We start from the raw sequence: 22,452 nt of genomic DNA, 5'->3' as shown, positions 1-22,452 counted from the left end.
ACGGGATCCCTCGAGCATGCCCGCTGCGCGTCCGGAGCGCCCGCGGCGTCCACGGCCGTGCGGATCCCGTGAGGGTCGGGCCCGCGGGCGCACGGCTTCCGTCAGGGCCGGGTCCCGCGGCCGTCCGCGGCGGTAGACCTGCTGCCATGACCCTCACCGCGATCCTCCCGTCGCTCCGCCGCAGCATCCCGGATCCGCTCGCCGCCGCCGAATGGCCCGCGGGCACCGTCGCCACCACGACCGACCTGCGCGTCGGCGACGTGTCGCTCGTCGCGCTCGCCGCGGGGCGCGGGACGCCGTGCACGACCACGGCGGCCGCCGTCGAACGGGGCAGCAGCGGACACGCGTCGCGCACGGCGTCGGCTTCGGCGGTCGTGCTGCGGATCCTCGCCGTCGCCCCCGCGACCGACGGCTCCCCGCGCGCCCTCCTCGTCGACGCGGACGTCGCCGGCCTCGCCTGCGCCTGGGCCGAGGCGCGGCTCATCGGCCGCGCGTCCACCGCCGCGGCGCGCCCCGCGGAGGTCGGCGGCCAGGCCGTCCGGCTTCCCGCCGACCTCGCGGCAGGCGACCTCATCGCGGTGCCCGTGCCGGCCGCGGTGGAGGTGCGGGGGATCCGCGTGGTCAACGCGTCGACGCCGGTGACGCTCCCGCGCGCGGCCTGCATCGCGTCCGTCCCGGTGCGCGTCGAGGTGCCCGTCGTCGTGCGCGCGCTGGCGCACGTGCGTTGATCCGCGCCCGCCCGCCCCGTGCGGCCGTGCCGCCGCCCTGTACTACACTCGATCCCGGTGGCGTGTCCGAGCGGCCTAAGGAGCACGCCTCGAAAGCGTGTGTGGGGGAGACTCCACCGTGGGTTCAAATCCCACCGCCACCGCCAGATGGATCCGGCACCGCGCCTCGCGCGCATCCGCCGATCCGCGTGAAGGGCCCCGGGAGACCGGGGCCCTTCGTCGTTCTAGGGGTCGTCGCGGCGACGCATCTTCAATCGCCCCCACGACTTTGTGCAAAGTCCAAGATGCGCATGGTCGTAAGTCACTCGTTGGGGGGATGGTTTGGATTGATGCCAGGGCTCATACTTGATCAGTTGTGGCGGTTGACCTTGATCGCTGAACTAATCGGCATCGGCGCCTGAAGCACCTTGCGCCGCTACAGGGAAGAGGCGCGCGTGGAAGACGTCGAACTGCTTATTGGGCTTCATCGACACCTTGGTGCGTACGCTACCAACGCGACAACATCGAGTCTCGGCGAAATACAGTTTGCGGGAAAACTCTACGATCTCGCTTTTCGCATCCGCGGTTCTGGCGTATCATCGCTTGTCCGAATCGAAGCGATCGCAAGCGATGCGGGCATCAACGCATACGAAGCCAAAAGTAGTCTCTTGGTTGCCCTGGAGGCACTAGGATGGGTGCGTCTTTCAAAAGATACCAACGGTGTCACCTATGCGGTTGAAGAAGCCGTTCCTCCGGTGTCTGAGATTCTTGCTTCTACACAGAAGGTATTAGCAATGGTTTCTCTTAGTGGTCTAGGGCGGGCGTCACTTGCGATACTTAGGGCCACGACACTGCTTCCGCTTGAGAGGAACGCTGCGCTACAGTCCGCAGCAGAGTTTGGTGATGAGGTTGCTGAAGCTGCTCTTCGAGCACTTGAAGCTATCAATCTGGTTCGCGAGGTAGGCGCGGACGACGGGCGCACGGTGGTATTCAACCCGAACGTTTGGAAGAATGCGGCCGAAGTCGCTATCGCCGCTCTTCGCGTTGAAGATTCAAGAATTCAGACAGAAGTTGGAAGCCTCATTGAAGAGGTGCAAGCATCCCAGGGGCTCCCTGAAGATAAGGTCCTAAGTACTGAGCAGCGGTGGATAGACTTTGGCGTAAGTCAGGGCTTGATTCAAAGATCTGTCGTCGCCACGAGCAATGGAGACGAACGCCGGTTCCTATTCACGCCGCACTTGCAAAATGATGCGTTTGGCAATGTCCCAAATGACTCATCAGGGCATGTTCGACAACTCGTGGGTTCCATGGTTTACGCAGCGACCTATCCAGCATATAAGCTTACCGAGCCGGATGCGTTTATCCGTTCTTTGCTCACCAACGGGAGGGCCGGAAACGCGTCGCCTATCGGGACTGATTATCCGATGCTCGAAACGGCTGGTATCGTTCGGGTCGTACCTGGGCGCGGAGAGGGTAGGTATGCTTTCGAGCTCTTGCAGGCCGACGTGGCTGAGGCTTCGCTCAAAATCCTCGAGAATCGCCCGTCGGCAGGTCGTTCGCCTGCGGACAATACAGCGCGCTCCATTTCTGCTCAACAGCGGTACAGGCACTTGGAATCAGAGAGGGCGCGTCTAGTGATGGTTCCGAGTACGAATGACAAGGACATAAAGCGTTTGGTCGCAGCCGTTCGTCAGGCAGCCACTTCGAGGCGCGCGTCGGATGCGTAACGCGCAGGGTGGGGGTTCAAGCGTGGACTCGGAGCAGCCGGAAGATTCGAGCAAAGTAAACGATCCTATGGGGCCACGCGCCGGCAGTATGTCTCGCGGATACGCTCGCAGGCGGGAGCTTCGTCAAGATGATCCCGGCTTTGACCTTGAGTGCCGGGTGGGTCGGGTCGAATTTGCCGAAGGGGCCTTAGTCAGGCTGAGGGTCCCGGTTCGCGCTGAGGCTGAAGCTGGGCGTGATGTGCTTACGGACTTAGATGTCGTCGCGGTGGATGTGGATTCAAGACTGCGCTTCGGCAGATCGATATTAGAGTGCAAATCTGGCAAAGGCCAGTCGAAGGAACCTGACCGACTGTTGTGGTTGTCAGGCCTACGGGCATATATGCGTGGACCGCGTGCTGTTTTGGTGCGCCAGACTATCAGTGCACGCGGGAGGCTAATGGCCAGGCGACTGGGTATTGAAGCAATGGACACAAAGCAGCTTTCGCAACTTGAGGCTGCGGTAAGCTGGGTCCCTGATCGTTTTGCTCATGTCGGTGGCGCGGAGTGTGCTCTCGCTGAGAAGCGAACAGATGAGCAAATTCAAGGGCTTGGATATATCGATACTGGGACTGTCGGCTTCCTTCGGCATGATGCACTGTTTGCGGATCCGCTGACAATACTGGTTCAATTGATGCAGCTAGGGAGCGTGACGGCTGACCAGGGGTCCCTACCCGTGCCGGCAAACTTCACAGTCGGTGGACATGCTCTTATGGCGCTCCTCCTGGCTGCGCTAAGTGATGCTCAACGCCTCGATGTGATGCCGCGTGAGATGCTCAAGGATAAGATAGAACGCGCGTTGACGGTAGGTGGATCAGATGCGGGTGATCTTCTCACCGTTTTAGAAAGTGCCGATAATTTATTCGGACACGTTGTTGAGTCGTTACATGACGCTTATGTATCAGTAAGCGGTGTTGGTAAAATAGATGTTGACGTACCGAAGTTATTGGACTTGGTTGCGGTGCCTCCGATATGGGTTGATCGCTACCTCGATCTGGTTGAGTCCTTGAGGGCTAATGGTTCGATTTCGAGTCAGCTACTGCAAACGGCAGAGTTGTCCGTATTTGAGGGATTGGCTGGCGGTGACAAGCACTTGTACTCCTCATTCGATCATCTGTTTACGGTGGAGCACCGCCAGCTTTTGCGACTGGCAGTGCTTACGCTGACTAAAATCACGGGCTCTGTAATAACGGAGGGCCTGGAGGGCATCAGTAACATGCCATTTGATCGGCATCGCCCCGCCGTACCTGACCGTCGGGGTAACCCAGAAAGATCGAAAGGACTCTAGATCGGCCAGCTTGACACCGATTTCGTAAGTGGCCGTGATCAGCGCGAAGGGCCCCGGGAGACCGGGGCCCTTCGTATTGCGCGGGGTCGTCGCCGAGCGGGTGCGCGCCTCAGCGCAACACCCCCATCTCCCGCGCTGCCGCGACCGCGCCGGTGCGCGAGCTCACGCCGAGCTTCGAGAAGACGTGCACGAGGTGCGACTTCACGGTCGCGTCGGTGATGTGCAGGCGAGCCGCGACGTCGGTGTTCGACGCGCCGTCCGCGACGAGCCGGAGCACCTCGATCTCGCGCGACGACAGGCTCACGCGCGGGGCGCGCATCCGGGCGAGCAGGCGGCTCGCGACCGCGGGCGCCAGCGCGCTCTCGCCGGCGGCGGCCGCGCGCACCGCCGCGAGCAGCTCCGCGGGCGGCGCGTCCTTGAGGAGGTAGCCGCTCGCGCCCGCCTCGACCGCGCTGAGGATGTCGCCGTCGCTGTCGTAGTTGGTGAGGATCAGCACGTAGGGCGCCGCCTCCGCTGCGCGGATCTGCCGGGTCGCGTCCGCGCCCGTGCGCTCCTGGCCGAACTGGAGGTCCATCAGCACGAGGTCGGGATCCTCGGACGCCGCCAGCGCGACGGCCTCGGCGGGCGTCGCCGCCTCCCCGATGACGTCGATGTCGGCCGCGGCGTCGAGCACTGCATGGAGGCCGGCGCGGACCACGGGGTGGTCGTCGGCGATGACGATGCGGATCACTTAGGGCTCGACCTCCAGGATCGCGGTGATGGTGGTGCCCCGGCCGGGCGCGCTGTCGACGTCGAGGGTGCCGCCGAGCTGCTCGACGCGCTGCGCCATGGCGCGGAGGCCGAACGAGTCGGAGGCGCCGGCGTCTGCGCCGACGCGCGCCGGGTCGAAGCCCATCCCGTCGTCGCGCACGGTGAGCGTCGCGTGGGCGGCCGTGACCGCGAGCCCGATCTCCACGACGCTCGCGTCGGCGTGCTGCGCGACGTTCGCCACCGCTCCCTGGGCGATCCGCAGCAGGGCCGTCTGCACGTCCATGGGCAGCGGCGACTCGAGCGGCGGGACCGCGACGTCGATGCGGAGCCCCTCCCGGCGCCACTGCGCGCTCAGCCGGCCGAGCGCCGCGGCCAGCCCCGCGTCGAGCGAGGGCGGAGCGAGCTCCCGGATGAACCGGCACGTGTCGGCGAGCCCGTCGGCCGCGGTGGCCCGGGCCAGGCGGATGTGGTCGAGGCCCGGCCGGTCGCCGTCGGCCGCCTCCGCCGCGTGCAGCAGCATCTGGATGCTGCTGAGGCCCTGCGCGACGGTGTCGTGGATCTCCCGCGCGAGCCGCGCGCGCTCCGTCAGCACCCCCTGCTCCCGCTCCGTCGCGGCGAGCAGGTCGCGCGTCGCGATGAGCTCCGCGAGGAGCGCCTCCCGCTCCGCCGACTCGCGCGCGAGCGCCCGGTAGCCGAGGCCGATGAGCAGCGCGACCCCGGCGCCGACGAGCGGGCCGATCACACCGCCGATGGTGAAGCCGCCGTGCAGCCCGAGCGCCACCACCGCGACGAGCGTCGCGACCACCACGGCGATCGGCCCGGCGGCGCGCGGCAGCGCGTGCAGGTAGAGGAAGAAGAGCGGGAAGACGAGGTAGGCCGCATCCGGCACCAGCACGAGGAGCGCGATCCACGCGGCGGTGAGCGCGGTGATCCACACGGCGCCGACCGCGGCCCGGCGGGACTCGCGCACGAGCCGCACGCGGGCGCCCAGCAGGTAGAGCACCGCGAACGCCGCGGCCAGCGCGAGCGCCGCCACCATGCGGGGCGAGTCCGCGACGAGCACGCGCACCACCACCAGCGCGAGCAGCGCCGCGACGAGCACGTGCAGTCCGGTGCGGAGCCCCACGAACACGGGGGAGAGGGTGCTGTGGGCCATGTCCCCTGGAGCGTACGGCGGGCGCGGCCCGTCCGGATCAATCGAAAGTGGGAAGCAGGGAGCGAACCTCTCCCCGATGGATGCGGGGAGCCCGACGGCGAGGCTGATCTCGGCGGTGGGGAAGGGCCCCGGCGCCGGAAGGATCCATCGTGTTCGTCGCCTGGCGTGATCTCCGATTCGCCCGGGGCAGGTTCGTGCTCATCGGCGCGGTCGTCGCCCTGATCACCCTGCTCGTGGGGTTCCTCGCGGGCCTGACCGGCGGGCTCGCCGGGCAGGACGTGTCGGCCGTGCTCGGCCTCCCCGGGGACCGCCTCGTGCTCGCCCAGCCGGACTCCGGGCAGCCGTCGTTCTCCCAGTCCTCGCTCGACGACGCCACGGTCGCGGCCTGGCGCGGCACCGCGGGGGTCACGGCGGTCACGCCGATCGGCATCGCGCAGGGTCGGGCGACCGGCGCGGGAGCTGCCGGCGGCGCGGATGCGGATGCGGTCGCGGTCGCGCTCTTCGGCGTCCCGCACGGCGCGCCGTCCTCCACGGTCACCGTCCTGGCGCCCAGCGCGGACGACGAGGTCGGGCTGTCGTCCGAGGCGGCGCGCGCCCTGCACGCGGCCGTCGGCGACCGGATCACGATCGCGGGCGCCGCCTACGACGTCGCCGCGATCGGCGGCGACGCCTCCTACAGCCACACCCCCGTCGTCGCGCTCACGCCGAACGCCTGGGCCGACGCCGACAAGCGGCTCGGCGGCGACGGCGACGCGACCGTGCTCGCCGTCTCCGGATCCCCCGACTGGTCCGCCGCCGCGAGCGCCACCCGCACCTCCGCGTCGCCGGCCCTCGCGAGCCTCGGCGCCCTCGAGACGTTCAAGTCGGAGATCGGATCCCTCGCCCTCATGATCGCGATGCTGTTCGGCGTCTCCGCCCTCGTGGTCGGCGCGTTCTTCACCGTGTGGACGATGCAGCGGGCGGGGGACATCGCCGTGCTGAAGGCCCTCGGCGCGTCTGACGCGTCCCTGATCCGCGACGCGCTCGGGCAGGCGCTCGTCGTCCTGGTGCTCGGGATCGGCGTCGGCATGGCCGTCGTCGTCGGCCTCGGCGCGCTCGCGGGCGGCACCATCCCGTTCCTCCTGAGCCCGCTCACCACCCTCCTCCCGGCGGCCGCCATGGCCGTCCTCGGGCTCGCCGGCGCCGCCGTCGCGCTCCGCACCGTCACCCACGCCGACCCCCTCACCGCACTCGGGAGCAACCGATGATCCACCTCGACGACGTCACCCTCACCTTCCCCGACGGGGACTCCCGCATCACCGCGGTCGACCACGTGACGCTCACGGCGCCCGCGGGCGTCGTCACCGGGATCACCGGGCCGTCCGGGTCCGGCAAGTCGTCGATCCTCGCGGTCGCCGCCACTCTGATCCGGCCCGACTCCGGCCGTGTGCTCATCGGCGACGTCGACGCCGCGACCCTCAGCAAGAAGGAGGCGACGGCGCTGCGGCGCGACGGCATCGGGATCGTGTTCCAGCAGTCGAACCTCGTGCCGTCGCTCACGGCGCGGGAGCAGCTGCTCGTGATGGCGGAGCTCGGCGGTGGGCGTCGGGACCGGGCCGCCGTCCGTCGTCGGGCCGATGCCCTGCTGGACGCGGTGGGCCTCATCGCGCACGCCGGCAAGCGCCCCGCGCAGCTCTCCGGCGGGCAGCGGCAGCGCGTGGCCATCGCCCGCGCGCTCGTGAACGACCCGTCCGTGCTCCTCGTCGACGAGCCCACGAGCGCGCTCGACCAGGAGCGCGGCGCCGAGATCATGGACCTCATCGCGCAGCTCAGCCACCAGCGGGGCACCGCGACCCTGCTCGTCACCCACGACCTCGTGCACCGCACCGCGCTCGACCGGCTCGTGACGGTGGTGGACGGGCGGATCGCGGGCGTCGAGGAGGCCGGCGGCGCGCGGGCGGCGGGGGCGGTCGCCGCGACGCGCTGACCCGCGCGGCGGCCCGGGCGCGGCTCCCGGCGCGACGCTCGGATCCCGCACAGCCGCCCGGAGGATCCTCATGCGCACGCATGCGGGACATCGCGGGCCGCCGTCCACCGCGCACCGCCATGATGGGCGCCTGGCCCTCCTCCGAGCGAGGGGCCGGCCTCCCGCGCATCGAGATCGGAGCACCGCCATGTCCCACGACGTCCCACCCTCGCCGGGCGCGCCCGAGTCGGCGCCGCACGCCGACCGCGCCGCCCAGCGCGGCGTCACGCCGGGCGTCCTGCTCGCGGCCGAGTGGTCGTGGCGCCTGCTCGTCATCGGCATCGCGGTGGCGGCGGCCGTGTGGATCCTCATCGCGGTGAAGGAGGTGGTCATCCCGTTCCTCATCGGCCTCCTCATCTGCGCGCTGCTGGAGCCGCTCGTGGCTGCGCTGCGGAAGCGCCGGTGGCCGGCCTGGGTGGCCATCACGTCGACGCTGCTCGGCACCGCGGTCGTCATCTCGGGGCTCGTGCTCCTGCTGATCACGCAGATCCGCACGGGCATCCCCACCCTGCAGCGCGAGGCGATGGAGCGGTTCGAGTCCGTGCGCGACCTGCTCGCGCAGCCGCCGTTCAACGTCGTGCCGTCCGACTACGACGCGCTGCTCGCGTCTGCGGGCAAGGCCCTCGAGAACAGCCGCGAGGCGCTCCTCACCGGCGCGCTCGACGCGGGGCTCGGCGTCGGCCACCTCGTCACGGGCGCGCTCCTCGCCTTCTTCACCATCGTGATCGTGCTCATCGACGGCCGCGGCATCTGGCGCTTCGTCGTCTCCGTCTTCCCCCGTCGCGCGCGTCCGGCGATCGACGGCGCGGGCCGCGCGGGCTGGGGCACGCTGTCCGCTTTCACGCGCGTGCAGATCTTCGTGGCCGCCGGCAACGCGGTCGGCATCGGCATCGCCGCGTGGCTGCTCGGCCTGCCGCTCGCGATCCCCATCGCGGTCCTCGTGTTCCTCGCGTCCTTCATCCCGGTCGTCGGCGCGATCGTGTCGGGCGCGTTCGCGGTGGTCATCGCGCTGGTGTTCGTGGGGCCGCTGCAGGCCGTGATCATGCTGGCCGCCGTCATCGGCGTGCACCTGCTCGAGTCGCACGTGCTGCAGCCGCTCGTGATGGGCGGGGCCGTGCACGTGCACCCGCTCGCCGTCGTGCTGTCCGTGGCCGCCGGGTCCTACGTCGGCGGGGTCGCCGGGGCCCTGTTCGCGGTGCCGTTCGTCGCCACCGTCAACGTGATGGTGCGGTACATCGCGGGCGGCAGCTGGAAGGCCCGCACCCCCGCCGTAGGATCGTAGGGACGCACCTGCGGAGTCGACGGAGCCGCCCGCGCACGTCTCTACGGGAGGACCCCACATGACCGAGGAGAACTACTCGAATCCGGATCGCAACCTCGGGATGGAGCTCGTCCGAGCCACCGAGGCCGCCGCCATCCGCTCCGCCCCCTTCATCGGCAAGGGCGACAAGAACGCCGCCGACGGCGCCGCGGTCGACGCGATGCGCAAGTTCCTCGGCACGGTCGCCTTCGACGGCCTCGTCGTCATCGGCGAGGGCGAGAAGGACGAGGCGCCGATGCTCTTCAACGGCGAGCACGTCGGCAACGGCTTCGGCCCCGCCTGCGACATCGCGGTGGATCCCATCGACGGCACGAGCCTCACCGCCGCGGGCCGCATGAACGCCCTCTCGGTCATCGCGGTCAGCGACCGCGGCAGCATGTTCGACCCGTCGGCCGTCTTCTACATGGACAAGCTCGTCACCGGCCCCGAGGGCCACGGCGTCGTCGACCTCGACCGCCCCATCGGCGACAACATCCGCGCGCTCGCCGACGCGAAGGGCCTCGCGGTCGAGGACATGCAGGTCGCCGTGCTCGACCGGCCGCGTCACGCCGACCTCATCGCGCAGATCCGCGCGGCCGGCGCCTCCACCCGCCTCCTGCTCGACGGCGACGTCGCCGGCGGCATCAACGCGGCCCGCCCCGACTCGCGCATCGACATGTGCGTCGGCATCGGCGGCACCCCCGAGGGCATCATCACGGCGTGCGCGATCAAGGCGCTCGGCGGCGTGCTCCTCTCGCGCCTCGCGCCCAAGGACGAGTCCGAGAGGCAGCGCGCGATCGACGCCGGCCACGACCTCGACCGCATCCTCGACCAGGACGACCTCGTCACGGGCGACAACGCCTACTTCGTCGCGACCGGCGTCACCGACGGCGCGCTCGTCGCCGGCGTGACCCGGCACCGCGGCATGATCCGCACCTCGAGCATCGTGCTCCGCTCCCACTCGGGCACCATCCGCCGCGTCGAGGCCGACCACCTGGTCTCCAAGTGGTACAGCCCCGCCAGCTGATCCGACGCTGACATGACCGGAACGCGCACCCGCCGCAGCCTGCTGTCCCGCCTCGTCCCGCCCGTGATCGCCCTCGTGGGCGGGCAGACGGAGTTCGCGTCGCCCGCGCGCATGATGGGCGGCGCGCACCGGCGCGTGGTCCGGCCGGGCGCGTTCGCGCCGCCGCCGCTCCTCCGCGGGGTGCGCGTGACGGCCCGGATACAGGGCGGCTGGCACGTGTACGAGGTGGCCCCGACGGGTCCCGCGTCCCGGCGTCGCGCGCTGTACGCGCACGGCGGCGGCTGGACCCACGAGATCAGCCCGTTCCACTGGTGGCTCGTCGCGGGGCTCGCCCGGCGCACGGGAACGACGTTCACCGTGCCCATCTACCCGCTCGTCCCGTCGGCCACGGCCGCCGAGGTCGTCGAGCGCACGGCGGATCTCGCGGAGGCGCTCGTGGCCGAGGTCGGCCCCGGCGCCGTCACGCTCATGGGCGACTCGGCCGGCGGCCAGATCGCGCTGTCCACCGCGATGGTCCTGCGCGACCGCGGCGTGCCCGCGCCGCGCGACGTGGTGCTGCTCTCGCCCGCGCTCGACCTGTCGTTCACGGATCCGCTCATCGCCCGCATCCAGCCGACCGACCCGTGGCTCGCGGTCGACGGCATGCGCGCCGCCGTGGAGTCGTGGCGCGGCGACCTTCCCGTGGAGGACCCGCGCGTGAGCCCGATGCACGGATCCCTCGCGGGCCTCGGCCGCGTGACCGTGTTCTCGGGCACGCACGACATCCTCTTCGCCGACGCGCGCGCCTTCGAGCGCAAGGCGGCCGCGGTCGGGCACCCGGTGCGGATCCACGTCGAGCCGAACCTCCTGCACGTGTACGCGCTCATGCCCATCCCCGAGGGCGCCCGGGCGCGCGACGCGATGGTGGACCTGCTCCTCGCCTGACGCGCGCTGACCCCCGCGCTGCCGCCCGGATCGCCGCGGGAGATGCGGCGTACGTTCGAGGAGCGGGCGACGAGGCCCGCCGTGCTCTCGGAGGTACCCATGACCAGGACACACAGGACGCTCGCGGTCGTCGCGGCGGCCGCCACGGCGACGCTGCTCGCGGGATGCGGATCCGGCGGCACCGGCGCGGCCGACGCCTCCTTCACCACGGAGGCCACCGGCACCCTGAGGGCCTGGGCCTTCGACGGCGCCGACGACGTGGGCAAGGCCCGCCTCGCGCACGCGGCCGACGCGCTCTCGGGCGTGGAGATCGACCTCGACTCCACCGCGTTCGACGCCCAGAAGTTCACGACCCGCGTCGCGAGCGGCCAGACGCCCGACGTCGTGCAGATGGACCGCCAGTTCGTGGCGACCTACGCGGCGCAGGACCTCATCCTCCCGCTCGACCAGTGCTACTCCGCCCACGACGTGGATCCCACGGAGCGCTTCTACGAGTCCGTCACCAACGACATCCGCTACGACGACGCGATCTGGGCGGTGCCGCAGTTCTTCCAGCCGCCGGCGATCCTCCTCAACGAGCGCGTGCTCTCCGCGGCCGGCGTCTCGGGCGACCAGTTCGACACCTCGGAGCCCGACCAGCTGCTCGACGCCGTCGGGAAGGTCTACCGGGAGTCGGGCGGCGACCCCGCGGTGCTCGGCCTCGACGCCGTCCCCACCGCGCAGGCCGCGCTCTGGATGCTCGGCTTCGGCGGCCAGCTCGTGGACGCCGACGGGAAGCCCACCCTCGACGACGACGCGAATCTCCCGGGCCTCGAGTTCCTCAAGCAGCTCTCGGATGCGCAGGGCGGCTACGCGAAGGGCAAGAGCTTCAGCGACGCCTTCGACACCTTCGGCGACGGCAACCAGTTCGTGAAGGACCAGGTCGGCGCGCAGATCGACGCCCAGTGGTACCTCAACGTGGTCGCGCCCTACCGCGACGACATCGACATCTCCGCGGTGCCCTTCCGCGACAGCGACGGCGAGCCGTTCGCGGTGGCCGGCGGATCCGCGTTCGTGATCCCCGCGGGCGCCGCGAACAAGGACGCCGCGTGCGCGTGGATGATCGACCTCACCAGCCAGGAGTCGTGGGAGGCCGCGGGCGACGTGCGCGCCGCGACCGTGACGGAGAACGGCGGCATCAACACGGGCCTGTTCACGGGATCCCCGGCCGCCGACCAGGCCATCCGCGACGCCCACGTCGTGCCGAGCGGCGACGACGGCATCGACCAGGCCATCGCGACGTTCTACGACGTAGTCGCGGAAGGCCGGTCGATCGGCGGATCCCCGGCGGGGCAGCAGATCCAGAGCGAGCTGCAGAACGCCGTCGCGTCGACGCTCCTCGGTGACAAGACGCCCGAGCAGGCGCTCGCCGACGCACAGACTGCGGCCATGCGGGCCTACGAGCAGGCGGCCCGCTGATCCACCGCTGACGTGCACATGGGGTGACCAGGGCGCCCGGCTACCGTGGTGGTCGGGCGCCCTCCCGCGCTCCCGGACGAGGGATCAGTACCCGGAACGCGACAAGACTGGCCAGGAGAAGCAGCCATGTCGTGGATCGTCCTCATCGTGTCCGGGGTGCTCGAGGCCGTCTGGGCCACCGCCCTCGGGAAGTCCGCCGGCTTCACGAAGGCCGGGCCGTCGATCGTCTTCGGCGTGACCGTCGTGCTGAGCATGGTCGGCCTCGCGTACGCGATGCGCGAGATCAGCACGGGCACCGCGTACGCCGTGTGGGTCGGCATCGGCGCGGCGCTCACGGTGACCTACGCGATCGTCACCGGATCCGAGCCCGCGAGCGTCGTCAAGGTCCTGCTGCTGCTCGGCCTCGTCGGCTGCGTGGTGGGCCTCAAGGTCGTCGACACCGGGCACTGAGCCCGGGCCCGTCGCCGACCGCTCGCGTCAGCCCTTCCGCCCCTGCGTCGCGATGCCCTCCACGAAGTAGCGCTGGCCGAAGGCGAACAGCAGCAGCATCGGCAGCGTCACGAGCAGCGCCGCGACCATCACGAGCTGGTAGTCGCCCTGCCCGCCGTTCGTGGGGCTGAACGCGGTCATCGCGTAGGAGAGGCCGAGCGGCACGGTGAATCCCTCGACGCTGCCGGCGTTGAGGTAGATGAGCGACGCCTGCAGGTTGTTCCAGCTGGCCTGGAACTCGAAGATGAAGATGATGACGAACGACGGGATCGACAGCGGCAGCGCGATCCGCCGGAACATCCCGAAGTAGCTCGCCCCGTCGAGCCGGGCCGCCTCGAACAGCTCCTTCGGCAGCCCGAGGAAGAACTGGCGCTGCAGGAAGATGTAGAAGGCCGAGCCGAACAGGTTCATGCCGAACAGCGGGATCCACGTGCCGATGAGCCCGAGGTTCTTCCAGATGAGGAACTGCGGCACCATCGTCACGGCGCCCGGCAGCATCATCGTCGCGAGCACCAGGCCGAACAGGATCCGCCGCCCCGGGAACCGGAAGTACGCGAAGCCGAACGCCACGAGCGCGCTCGAGATCGACACGAGCGCGGCGGAGAGCAGCGCGATCGCGAGGCTGTTGCCCATCCAGCCGAGGAGCGGCAGCTGCTCCCACACCTCGACGTAGTTCTGCGGCGTGAACGTGCGCGGCCAGAGCGAGTTGTCGAAGACCTCGCCGCGCGGCTTGAGGCTCGCGGCCAGCAGCCACGCGAACGGGTAGAGGAACAGGAGCGCGAATCCCACGAGCAGCGCGGTGATGAGGGCGCGGCCGATGCGCGAGCGCACGCGGCGGACGCGGTCGGGGTCGCGGCGGCCCGGTGACGGATCCCGCGAGGGGAGCGGCGTGAGGGCGGCGGCGAGGCGCGGATCCCCGGTAGCGGCGGCGGGTACGGCCTCCGGCGTCGGGGCGGCGCCCGGCGTGCGGTCGGTGACGGCCATCAGCGGTCCCCCTCGTAGTAGACGAACCGGTTGCTGAGCTTGACCTGGATCAGGGTGATGACCAGCACGATGACGAACAGCAGCCAGGCCATCGCGGCCGCGAACCCGAAGTCGAACGACCGGAACGCCTGCTGGAACAGGTACACGCCGTAGAAGAGCGACGAGTCGGGCGACGCGTTCGTCTGGTCCCGCCAGAACAGCAGGTAGGCCTGGTCGAAGACCTGGAGCGCGGCGATCGTCAGCACGACGACGTTGAAGAAGATGGCGCCGGAGATCATCGGCACGGTGATGGCGAAGAACTGCCGCACGGGCCCGGCGCCGTCGAGCGACGAGACCTCGTAGAGCTCGCGCGGCACGTCCTTCAGGGCGGCAAGGAAGATCACCATGGTGCCGCTCACGCCCCACAGCGTCATGAGCACGATGGACGGCTTCACCCATGCCGGGTCGATGAGCCACTGCGGGCCGTCGATGCCGATCGCCTCGAGACCCTGGTTCACCGCGCCCGTGTTGCCGTTGAGCAGCAGCAGGAAGACGCTCGCGGTCGCGACCGTCGGGGTCATCTTCGGCAGGTAGTAGAGGGTGCGGAAGATGCCGGCGCCGCGGCCGAGGCGGGCGAGCAGGATCGCCAGCAGGAGCGCGAGGCACACCTCGAAGGGCACGGCGAGGATCGCGTAGAAGAGGGTGTTGCCGAGGCTCAGGGCGACGCGCGGATCCGAGAAGAGGCGCTCGTAGTTCTCGGTGCCGACCGGCGTGGCCACGTCGGTGGCGAGGTTGTAGTCGCTGAACGACACCACGAGGCTGTAGACCATCGCGCCGAGCGTGAAGACGAGGAAGCCGACGATCCACGGGCTGATGAAGAGGTAGCCGGCGGTCGCCTCGCGGCGGGCCATGCGGGAGCGGCGGGGACGGGGCGGCCGGTCGGCGGAAGGGCTTCGCGCGGGGCGGCTCGTCGTCGTCATGGTGGTCCTCGTCGACTGGTGGATCGGAGCGTCGTCGCTCCTGCTGCCGACCCTAGCCCGGCTCCTCCTCGGCGTCCGGGCCGTGCGCATGACGGACGCCCGCCCCCGCGCGAGGCGGGGACGGGCGTCGGGTGGTGCAGGGCGCGGCGGCGTGCGGCGCTGCGGCGTCTAGCGCCGGCGGCGGCGGATGCGCACCGCGATCACCGCGACGACACCGGCTGCGAGCGCCGCGGCTCCGAGGCCCAGCTCGAGGGCGAGGCGGGCGCCGTCGCCGCCCGTGCGGGGGAGGTGGCCGGACGGCGGCGGCACGTCGCCGGGAGGGGTGGTGGGCGTGGGGGACGGCGTCGGCGTGGAGCCACCGGTGGTGCCGCCCGTCGTGCCGCCCGTGGAGCCGCCGGTCGGCGTGGGCGCCGGGGTGGACGAGGGCGCCGGCGTGGGCGTGACGACGGGCGTCGTGCCGGAGCCGATGGGCGACGTGCTGGTGCCGCAGGTGGAGGAGACGAACGCGTCGTCGTCGAGGGTGACGGAGCCGTTGCGCGCGAGCGTGCGACCGTCGACCGTGGCACCCGTGCCGACCGAGACGCTCGTGAGCGCGAGGATCGTGCCCGCGAAGCCGGAGCTGGTGCCGAGCGACGCCGAGCTCGAGACCTGCCAGAACACGTTGCAGGCCTGGGCTCCGTTGACGAGCGACACCCGGCTGCCGGAGCCCGTGGTGAGCGACGACGGGGCCTGGATGACGAAGACGGCCGACGGGTCGCCCTGCGCGTCGAGCGTGACCGTGCCGGTGAGGCCGAGCGGGCCGGCGGCCGTGTAGACGCCGGGGGTGAGGGTGGATCCGACGAGGTCGGCGGGCACCGCAGCGGTGGTGGGGCGGCCGGCCGCGTCGTCGTACGCGGTGGTGAGGTCGGACTGGGCCTGGCCGGCCGCGGCGTCGGCCGCGTGCGTGGCGCCGCCGACGACGCCGGGCGGGAAGCCCGTGACGGAGGCGGACGGGCTGGTGCCGAGATCCGCCGAGAGGGTGGTGGGGCCGGTGTTGGTGACGCCCTGGCCGGCGAGCACCGAGTAGGTCGCGGCGGTGCCGAGGCCCACCGTGGCGGTGGCGGCGAACGCGCTCGCGGGGGCGAGGAGGGCGGCGCCCAGGCCGGAGGCGGCGACGGCCGCGACGGCCAGCGAGGCGACGGCGAGGGATCCGGATCGGCTCCGACGGGATGAGGACGTGCAGGCATGGCGCGACTGGTGCATGGACAGCTCTCGTCGGAAGGGTTGGCGGGCGGAACCGCGACCGTACCGAGCCGCGGCAATCGGCCGTGCGCGGAGTCCACAGGCCGTTACGGTGTGGGGGTGACCCGCCTCGCCGCCGAGATCCCCGCCCGCGACGAGCTGCTCGACCTCTACGGATCCGTCGGCTGGAGCGTCTACACGCGCGACCCGGAGCGGCTCGAGCGGGCGCTCGCCGGATCCGGCCTCGTCGTCACGGCGCGCGACGCCGACGGCTGGCTCGTCGGGCTGGTGCGCACCGTGGGCGACGGCGCGACAATCTGCTACCTGCAGGACCTCCTCGTCCGGCCCGACCTGCAGCGCGGCGGCGTCGGGCGCGCGCTCGTCGATCACGTGCGCGCGGCACAGCCGTCCGGCGTCCTCCTCGTGCTCACCACCGACGCGGGCGGCACCGAGGACGGCGACCGCTCGCACGCCTTCTACCGCTCGCTCGGCTTCGCGCCGCACGCGGAGCAGGGGCTCGCGGCGTTCTCGCTGCGCGTGTGAGGGACGGGGCGCGCCGGCTGCGCCGTGCTCGTCGTCAGCTCCCGTCGGCGGGGCGGGCGGGCTCGGATGGATCCACGGGGTCCGTCGCTGCGGTCTCGGCCGCGCGGGCGGCGCGCTGTGCGTCGGCCCGTCGCGCGTCGCGCCGGATGACGAGGACGTACGCGATCCCGGCCGGCAGCATGAGCAGGGCGATGCCCAGGACCGGGATGTCCCGCCGGCCGAAGAGCGCGTCGGGGTGCTGGATCGCGATGACGGCCGCCGCGATGCCGATGACGAGCACGAACACGGCGACCCCGTACTGGCCGCGGAGCGAGGGCGCCTTCGCCGACAGCGCGCGGCCCGTGTCGTCGGACCGGCGCACGTTCGGCGCGCCTGAGCCCTGCCCGCGCTGCCCGCGCGCGGCCATCGGCTCCGCGACCCCGCTGCCGTCCACGAGCGCCGCCGTGTCCTCCAGCGTCAGGTGCCCGGGGAACTCGATGTGCGCGAACCGGCCGTGCGGGTCGTCCTTCGAGCGCGGCGGCGCGATGCGGGATCCGGCGATCGCCGCGAGGAGCGCATCGCGCTGGTCGTCGTCGAGACGCACGCCCTCGCGCGTGGAGACGACGACGCTGCAGCTCTCGTCCCCGCTCGTCGAGAGGCGCAGGATCAGGGTGTCGTCGCCCTCCCCGCCCGCCAGCTCGATGCGGGCGCCGGTGATCTCCGAGAAGCCCCACTCCTTGCGCCCGATGCGGAGGATGCCGCGCGCGACGTCGACCGCGGGCGGCTGCGTGCGCTCGGCGACGATGAGGTACGCGATGCCGAGCACGGCGAGCGCCAGGAGGATCGGCAGGCCCACGCGGATGAGCGGTGACGGGCCGACGGCCTCGTCGACGATGCGCGTGATCCCGCCGACGGGCGTCCAGAGGAAGAGGGAGAGGATCGCGAGCGAGCCGAAGGTCAGGAGGAGCCGCTGCCGGGTGCCGGGGGACGGGATCCGCACCCACGCGCCGCTGGCCATGCTCCGACCCTACGGGCGCGGATCCGCGGCGCCGGCCCGATCGACACCCGGCCGCGCCCCCAGAACGAGGCGCGCGCGTCCTCCATCCGCTCATGGCCGGCCCGCCCGCGCTCCGGTTGGATGGACCCATGCAGACACCCCCGGCGGCACCCGCGCGCCTGCTCCTCACGCGGCACGCGCAGACGCCCTGGAACCGGGAGTACCGCTACAACTCGCGCACCGACGTCGACGTGGGCGACGACGCGGCGGAGCAGCTCGCGCCCCTCGCGGCGCGGCTGCGCGGCGAGGGCGTCGAGCGGATCCTCGTGAGCACGCTCGCGCGCGCCCGCAGCACAGCGCGCATCCTGCAGGAGCAGGGCGTCGCGCCGGCCGTCGCGCCCGAGCCGCGGCCCGAGCTGGTGGAGCTCGACTTCGGCGGCTTCGAGGGGATCACGCGCGACGAGCTGCGCGGACCCGTGCACGGGGCCGCGTTCGCGGCCTGGCTCACGGGCGAGGACGGCGAGCCCGCGGCACCCGGCGGCGGCGAGACGTGGGCGGCGGCGGCGGTGCGGGCCCGGGCGATCCTCGAGGACGTGGCGGCGGATCCGCGCACCACCCTCGTGGTCGCGCACGGCTACCTGCTGCGCGTGCTCTACCTCACGGCGCTCGGCCGGTCGCCCGCGCTCACGCGCTCGCTGGTGTGGGCGAACGGGCAGCTCATCGAGCTGGAGCGCGACGGATCCGGGTGGCGCGAGCCGAGCGCTCCTGCCGGCTAGGCGTCCGGGCCCGCGGGATCCGCGTACGCCGCCGGGTAGCGGAGCTCGAACACGACCTCGTCGATCGCGCCCGTCCAGACCATGTCCTCGCCGCGGCGCGCGAGCGGGCCGTCGGTGAGGTCGATGGCGTCGGCCAGGCCGAGCCCCGCGATCCACGCCTCGATCACCTCGCGCCGCGCCTCGGGCGCGTACGCGTCGGCGTCGCCCGAGAAGTGCACGCCCTCCCACGGGCCGCCGAGCTGCCACGCGAGCGGCGGCAGGCCGCGGATGGCGCCCTCCGCGTTCCAGGCCAGCGCGACGGAGGTCTCGATCGCCAGCCGCGTGATGCGGCGCTCGGTCGGGAGGTGCTCGGGTGCGGTCGACACGGTCTCTCCTCGTGCGGCCGGTGCGGCCGTGCTCGTGCGGGGGGTCAGCCGCACCGTAACGGGACGCAGGCGGCCTCGCCAGTCGGATGCGCCGCGCGGACATGCGACGGGTCGCCGGACCCATCGTATTTCCTCGGACGATGGATGAGATGATGGGCGCGGTGGAGGCAGGGGATCCGCGCGGGGGACCGCGGGGGACCGGCGCCGCCCGCCGGCCGCATCGGGGGATGCCGACGCCGGCGCACGGAACACCCGAGGGGGACGCATGGCGCTCACGACCGCCACCGCACGACGCGAGGACGACGTCACCGTCGTCACGGCCGCAGGGATGCTCAACATGGCCGCGGCCCCCGAGCTCCGGCAGGCGATCCACGACGCGCTGGAGCCCGCACCCGCCCGCATCGTCGTCGACCTCGCCGGCGTCGACTTCATCGACTCCTCCGGCCTCGGCGCCCTCATCGCCGGCCTCCGCTCCGCGCGCGACGCCGGTGGCGACCTCCGCATCTCGGCGCCCGGCCCGCAGGTCCAGATGGTGCTGCAGCTCTCCAACCTCGACCGGGTGCTGATCTCCACCCCGACGGCCGAGGCGGCCTACCGTGACTGAGACCACCCGCAGCCTCACGCTCCAGTCCCCGCCCGACGACGTCGACGCGGTCCACGAGCTCGTCGCCGGCCTCTGGGACGACCGCCCCGACGTGGGCGCGCTCGACCGGATGGCCTTCGAGACCGCGCTGATCGAGCTGGCCTCCAACGTGATCGAGCACGCCGACACCGGCCAGGGCGTCACCTGCATCGTAAGCGTCACCGTCGACGACGGCGTGATGAGCGCTCGGCTGCGCGACGGATCCGAGCCCGGCGACTTCCGCCTCACCGCGCGCGAGATGCCGGGCGCCGACGCCGAGTCGGGACGCGGCCTCGCGATGGTGCAGATGCTGTGCGACGAGCTGACCTACGAGCGGGTCGGCGGCGAGAACGTGTGGAGCGTCCGCCGGACCCGGATCGAGCCCGAGGCGTCCTGATGAGCTCGCCCGCGCGCGCGTCCGGGCTCGCCGCGCTCCCGCTGCCCGCGTGGGTCGGCCGTGCGACCTGGATCCCCGAGTCCGCAGCCCGGTCGGGATCCGCGGGCACGTCCGGCCCCACCCCCATGCTCAAGCAGCTGCCGATGCTGGTGCTGTTCGTCCTCGCGGTGCTCACCAGCTTCGCCGTGCCCACGATCGGGGTCACGGCGCCGCGCGCGCTCCTCGTGTCCTGCGCGATCCTCGTGGTCGGCACCGTGCTCGCCGTCGTCGTCACCCTGCGCCGGGACCTCGCGCGCTTCGCCGTGGTCGTGCCCGCCCTCGACTTCCTCGCCGTCGGCCTGCTGCGGATCGGGACGGGCGAGAGCGCGTCCGTGTTCGGGTCCCTGGTGATCCTCCCGGTCGTCTGGTTCAGCCTGAACCCGAGCCGATGGAACGTGCTCGTCGCGTTCGTCGGCACCTACGTGTCGCTCGGCCTGCCGCTCCTCCTCCGGCTCGGCGGGCAGAACGCGAACGAGCTGTGGCGCGGGTTCTTCAGCGCCCTGGCCTTCGGCGTCGCGGCGCTCGTGGTCAACGAGCTGTCCCGGCGCACCCGGTTCAGCCTCGAGGCCGCGCGCGACCGGGAGCGGGTGAGCGAGGAGGAGCTGACCCGCGCGTCCATCGTGCAGCAGGCGCTCCTGCCGAAGACGACCGTGCCGCTCGCCGGGTACCAGGTCGCGGGCGCCTGCCTGCCGTCCAAGGCCGTGGGCGGCGACTTCTTCGACTGGTACCCGGTGAAGGAGGGCCTGGCGTTCACCCTCGGCGACGTGATGGGGAAGGGCGTGGGGGCGGGGATCATCGCGGCCACCGCGCGCGCGGTCGTGCGCAGCGCCAAGAACGTGCCGGATCCGGTCGCCGCCATCGAGCGCACCGCCGACTGCTTCACCGCGGAGATGAGCGCGGCCGCCTCGTTCGCGACGGTGTTCCACGCCCGCGTGCGCGCCGAGGACCACACGGTCCTCTACGCCGACGCGGGCCACGGCCTCTCCGCCGTCGTGCGCGCGGACGGCACCCACGAGCGGCTCGAGTCCACCGACCTGCCCGTCGGCGTGCCGGGCGCGGCCGGCTGGAGCGCGCACGAGATAGCGCTCGGCCCGGGCGACCTCATCGTCACGTTCAGCGACGGCGTGCTCGACCTCTACGACGGCACCCTGCGCGCGGTCGACCGTGTGGCGGAGCTCGCGCGCGAGTCCACGTCCGCGGACGAGCTGGTGCGACGGATCACCGCGCTCGCCGGCGGCCAGGCCAACCCCGACGACGTGACCGTGGTGGTGCTGCGCCGCGAGGCGTGACGGTTCGCCTGGCGGGCTGTGGAGCCCCTCCGATCCAGGGAGGGCTCCGAACACCAGCGCATACACTCGACGCAGGCGCCGCGGTCCGGGGGGATCGTGCGCCGGGCGGGTCCCGCCCGGCGCGAACGGCGCCCGATCCACCAGGGGGAGCACATGGCCATGCCGGAGACCGTCGCGCGCTCGGGTGGCTCGGATCCCGCGGGTCGCGCCAGCCGCGACGCCCCGGCGCTGCAGGGTCCGGCCGAGGAGGCGCGCCTCCGGGCCGTGCGCGACCTGCGGCTCGTCGGATCCACCGCGGAGGAGCGCTTCGACCGCGTCACCCGCGTCGCGCGCGAGGTGTTCGGCGTGCCCGTCGCCGAGATCAACCTGGTCGACGACGCCGAGCAGTTCACGAAGTCGCCGCAGCCCGCGGGCGTCTCCCTGCTGTCGGACCGCACGCAGTCGTTCTGCGACGTCGCGATCCGCTCGTCGGACATCCTCGTGGTGCCCGATGCGACGCAGGACGCGCGCTTCGCCTAACGCACCACGGTCACCGGCCCCCGCCACATCCGCTTCTACGCCGGCCGCCCGCTCCTCTCCGGCGGCCAGACCGTCGGCACGCTCTGCCTGGTCGACACCGAGCCGCGCGAGCTCGCACCCGACCAGGAGAAGCTGCTCGACGAGATGGGCGCCTGGGTCGAGCGCGAGCTCCGGGACAGCCGGGACGAGGAGCTCGCGGGCGAGATCCAGCGGCGGCTCCTGCCCGTCGACCGCCCGCTCTGGCCCGACTTCGACCTCGCCGGCATCAGCCGTCCGGCCCGCGGCGTGGGCGGCGACTTCTACGCGTGGGGCGAGGACGCCGACGGCCTGCACGTGACCATCGCCGACGTGATGGGCAAGGGCGCGGGCGCGGCGATCCTCGCGTCGGCCGTGCGTTCGGGCTTCCAGGCGCACCGGGGGCCGGATGCCGCGGGCACCGTCGCCGCGGTGCAGGCCCAGCTCCAGGCCGACCTCGACGCGACCGAGACGTTCGCGACGTTCCTGCACTGCCGCGTCGACGGATCCACCGGCCGCTTCGCGTACGCCGACGGCGGCCACGGCCTCACGGCGCTCATCCGCGCGGACGGCGCCCACGAGATGCTCCCGGCGCTCGGCCTGCCGCTCGGCGTCGTGCCGGGCGCCTCGTGGGCGGCGGCATCCGGCGAGCTGCGGCCCGGCGACCGGCTCCTCGCGTTCACCGACGGCGCGCTCGACCTCTTCGACGGATCCCTCGACTCGGTCGCGCCGCTCATCGACCTGGTGCGCACGGCCGCGGACGCCGCCGAGACGGTCGGCCGCATCGCGGCCGCTGCCGCCGCCGCGGCCTCGCGCGGCACGCTCGGCGACGACGTGTCCGCGGTGTGCGTGCGCTACGCCGGCGGCGCCTGAGCGCCGA

24 protein-coding genes, 1 tRNA gene, 1 pseudogene and 1 riboswitch are annotated in these 22,452 nt (G+C 71.9%); of the genes and pseudogenes, 19 read left to right on the top strand and 7 right to left on the bottom strand.

The window, feature by feature from the left end; genetic code table 11:
* Positions 1-146 precede the first annotated feature (146 nt).
* The 4 genes from K0V08_RS09660 to K0V08_RS09645 all read left to right on the top strand — a co-directional run bounded on the left by K0V08_RS09660 (position 147) and on the right by K0V08_RS09645 (position 3,758).
* Entirely contained in the window at positions 147-728 is a 582-nt protein-coding gene (locus K0V08_RS09660; protein WP_079534100.1) for a hypothetical protein, read from the top strand.
* Positions 729-784: 56 nt separating this feature from the next.
* Positions 785-874 (top strand) — tRNA-Ser (locus tag K0V08_RS09655).
* 288 nt (positions 875-1,162) lie between these two features.
* The gene (locus tag K0V08_RS09650) at positions 1,163-2,434 is read left to right on the top strand and encodes a hypothetical protein (RefSeq protein WP_128516972.1); all 1,272 of its coding nucleotides are present in this window, start codon (positions 1,163-1,165) and stop codon (positions 2,432-2,434) included.
* 463 nt (positions 2,435-2,897) lie between these two features.
* On the top strand, positions 2,898-3,758 hold the full coding sequence (locus tag K0V08_RS09645; RefSeq protein ID WP_128516973.1) for a hypothetical protein: 861 nt from the start codon (positions 2,898-2,900) through the stop codon (positions 3,756-3,758).
* 109 nt (positions 3,759-3,867) lie between these two features.
* Here K0V08_RS09645 and K0V08_RS09640 read toward each other — a convergent pair whose 3' ends face one another.
* Both K0V08_RS09640 and K0V08_RS09635 read right to left on the bottom strand, forming a co-directional pair.
* Positions 3,868-4,488 carry a response regulator gene (locus tag K0V08_RS09640; protein ID WP_079534102.1) on the bottom strand — a complete coding sequence of 207 codons (621 nt, stop codon included), beginning with the start codon at positions 4,486-4,488 and terminating at the stop codon, positions 3,868-3,870.
* A complete protein-coding gene (locus K0V08_RS09635) occupies positions 4,489-5,664 on the bottom strand; it encodes a sensor histidine kinase (RefSeq protein WP_079534103.1) in 1,176 nt (391 codons plus the stop codon).
* Between the two features lie 149 nt (positions 5,665-5,813).
* Here K0V08_RS09635 and K0V08_RS09630 point away from each other — a divergent pair, with 149 nt between their 5' ends.
* The 7 genes from K0V08_RS09630 to K0V08_RS09600 all read left to right on the top strand — a co-directional run bounded on the left by K0V08_RS09630 (position 5,814) and on the right by K0V08_RS09600 (position 12,828).
* Complete coding sequence (locus tag K0V08_RS09630) at positions 5,814-6,911, top strand: ABC transporter permease (RefSeq protein ID WP_079534105.1); 1,098 nt, start codon at positions 5,814-5,816, stop codon at positions 6,909-6,911.
* Positions 6,908-7,630, top strand: a complete 723-nt coding sequence (locus K0V08_RS09625) for an ABC transporter ATP-binding protein (protein ID WP_079534107.1) — start codon at positions 6,908-6,910, stop codon at positions 7,628-7,630. The genes K0V08_RS09630 and K0V08_RS09625 overlap by 4 nt, the downstream gene beginning before the upstream one ends.
* Before the next feature lie 187 nt (positions 7,631-7,817).
* Positions 7,818-8,951, top strand: a complete 1,134-nt coding sequence (locus tag K0V08_RS09620) for an AI-2E family transporter (protein ID WP_079534109.1) — start codon at positions 7,818-7,820, stop codon at positions 8,949-8,951.
* A 58-nt stretch (positions 8,952-9,009) separates the two neighbouring features.
* Positions 9,010-9,996 carry a class II fructose-bisphosphatase gene (glpX, locus tag K0V08_RS09615; RefSeq protein WP_079534111.1) on the top strand — a complete coding sequence of 329 codons (987 nt, stop codon included), beginning with the start codon at positions 9,010-9,012 and terminating at the stop codon, positions 9,994-9,996.
* A gap of 12 nt (positions 9,997-10,008) precedes the next feature.
* Entirely contained in the window at positions 10,009-10,920 is a 912-nt protein-coding gene (locus K0V08_RS09610) for an alpha/beta hydrolase fold domain-containing protein (RefSeq protein ID WP_079534112.1), read from the top strand.
* 99 nt (positions 10,921-11,019) lie between these two features.
* Positions 11,020-12,378 (top strand): ABC transporter substrate-binding protein, encoded by a 1,359-nt coding sequence (locus K0V08_RS09605; protein ID WP_079534114.1) that lies wholly within the window; start codon positions 11,020-11,022, stop codon positions 12,376-12,378.
* Positions 12,379-12,429: 51 nt separating this feature from the next.
* Positions 12,430-12,494, top strand: a riboswitch (guanidine-III (ykkC-III) riboswitch).
* A gap of 10 nt (positions 12,495-12,504) precedes the next feature.
* Positions 12,505-12,828 (top strand): DMT family transporter, encoded by a 324-nt coding sequence (locus K0V08_RS09600; RefSeq protein ID WP_012039421.1) that lies wholly within the window; start codon positions 12,505-12,507, stop codon positions 12,826-12,828.
* Positions 12,829-12,855: 27 nt separating this feature from the next.
* On the opposite strand, the gene K0V08_RS09595 is transcribed toward K0V08_RS09600, so the two are convergent.
* From K0V08_RS09595 to K0V08_RS09585, 3 genes are all read right to left on the bottom strand, one after another.
* A complete protein-coding gene (locus K0V08_RS09595; protein WP_079534116.1) occupies positions 12,856-13,851 on the bottom strand; it encodes a carbohydrate ABC transporter permease in 996 nt (331 codons plus the stop codon).
* Positions 13,851-14,810 (bottom strand): carbohydrate ABC transporter permease, encoded by a 960-nt coding sequence (locus K0V08_RS09590; protein ID WP_012039419.1) that lies wholly within the window; start codon positions 14,808-14,810, stop codon positions 13,851-13,853. Before K0V08_RS09590 ends, K0V08_RS09595 begins: the two co-directional genes overlap by 1 nt.
* Before the next feature lie 168 nt (positions 14,811-14,978).
* Positions 14,979-16,052 carry an ice-binding family protein gene (locus K0V08_RS09585; protein ID WP_079534118.1) on the bottom strand — a complete coding sequence of 358 codons (1,074 nt, stop codon included), beginning with the start codon at positions 16,050-16,052 and terminating at the stop codon, positions 14,979-14,981.
* Positions 16,053-16,151: 99 nt separating this feature from the next.
* Between K0V08_RS09585 and K0V08_RS09580 the strand changes: the two genes are divergently transcribed.
* Positions 16,152-16,574: a GNAT family N-acetyltransferase gene (locus K0V08_RS09580; RefSeq protein WP_079534120.1), complete on the top strand. Its 423-nt coding sequence runs from the start codon at positions 16,152-16,154 to the stop codon at positions 16,572-16,574.
* Positions 16,575-16,608: 34 nt separating this feature from the next.
* Here K0V08_RS09580 and K0V08_RS09575 read toward each other — a convergent pair whose 3' ends face one another.
* Positions 16,609-17,571: a hypothetical protein gene (locus K0V08_RS09575; RefSeq protein WP_079534121.1), complete on the bottom strand. Its 963-nt coding sequence runs from the start codon at positions 17,569-17,571 to the stop codon at positions 16,609-16,611.
* 128 nt (positions 17,572-17,699) lie between these two features.
* Here K0V08_RS09575 and K0V08_RS09570 point away from each other — a divergent pair, with 128 nt between their 5' ends.
* On the top strand, positions 17,700-18,326 hold the full coding sequence (locus K0V08_RS09570) for a histidine phosphatase family protein (RefSeq protein WP_079534123.1): 627 nt from the start codon (positions 17,700-17,702) through the stop codon (positions 18,324-18,326).
* Here K0V08_RS09570 and K0V08_RS09565 read toward each other — a convergent pair.
* A complete protein-coding gene (locus tag K0V08_RS09565) occupies positions 18,323-18,691 on the bottom strand; it encodes a hypothetical protein (RefSeq protein ID WP_079534125.1) in 369 nt (122 codons plus the stop codon). The genes K0V08_RS09570 and K0V08_RS09565 overlap by 4 nt on opposite strands.
* A 265-nt stretch (positions 18,692-18,956) precedes the next feature.
* On the opposite strand from K0V08_RS09565, the gene K0V08_RS09560 reads away from it, so the two are divergent.
* The 6 genes and pseudogenes from K0V08_RS09560 to K0V08_RS09540 all read left to right on the top strand — a co-directional run bounded on the left by K0V08_RS09560 (position 18,957) and on the right by K0V08_RS09540 (position 22,445).
* Entirely contained in the window at positions 18,957-19,295 is a 339-nt protein-coding gene (locus tag K0V08_RS09560; RefSeq protein WP_012039413.1) for an STAS domain-containing protein, read from the top strand.
* Positions 19,288-19,710 carry an ATP-binding protein gene (locus tag K0V08_RS09555; protein WP_012039412.1) on the top strand — a complete coding sequence of 141 codons (423 nt, stop codon included), beginning with the start codon at positions 19,288-19,290 and terminating at the stop codon, positions 19,708-19,710. The genes K0V08_RS09560 and K0V08_RS09555 overlap by 8 nt, the downstream gene beginning before the upstream one ends.
* On the top strand, positions 19,710-21,038 hold the full coding sequence (locus tag K0V08_RS09550) for a PP2C family protein-serine/threonine phosphatase (protein WP_079534127.1): 1,329 nt from the start codon (positions 19,710-19,712) through the stop codon (positions 21,036-21,038). The genes K0V08_RS09555 and K0V08_RS09550 overlap by 1 nt, the downstream gene beginning before the upstream one ends.
* Positions 21,039-21,191: 153 nt before the next feature.
* Positions 21,192-21,557: a hypothetical protein gene (locus K0V08_RS09545; protein WP_228510926.1), complete on the top strand. Its 366-nt coding sequence runs from the start codon at positions 21,192-21,194 to the stop codon at positions 21,555-21,557.
* 27 nt (positions 21,558-21,584) lie between these two features.
* Positions 21,585-21,665 (top strand): annotated as a pseudogene (locus K0V08_RS16130) (hypothetical protein); the annotation flags it as partial.
* Positions 21,666-21,701: 36 nt separating this feature from the next.
* The gene (locus K0V08_RS09540; protein ID WP_228510924.1) at positions 21,702-22,445 is read left to right on the top strand and encodes a PP2C family protein-serine/threonine phosphatase; all 744 of its coding nucleotides are present in this window, start codon (positions 21,702-21,704) and stop codon (positions 22,443-22,445) included.
* The last annotated feature ends 7 nt before the right edge of the window (positions 22,446-22,452 follow it).

Origin of the sequence: Clavibacter michiganensis, assembly GCF_021216655.1 — a bacterium.
Lineage (GTDB): Bacteria > Actinomycetota > Actinomycetes > Actinomycetales > Microbacteriaceae > Clavibacter > Clavibacter michiganensis.
This window is presented reverse-complemented; position numbering and strand designations above follow the sequence as displayed.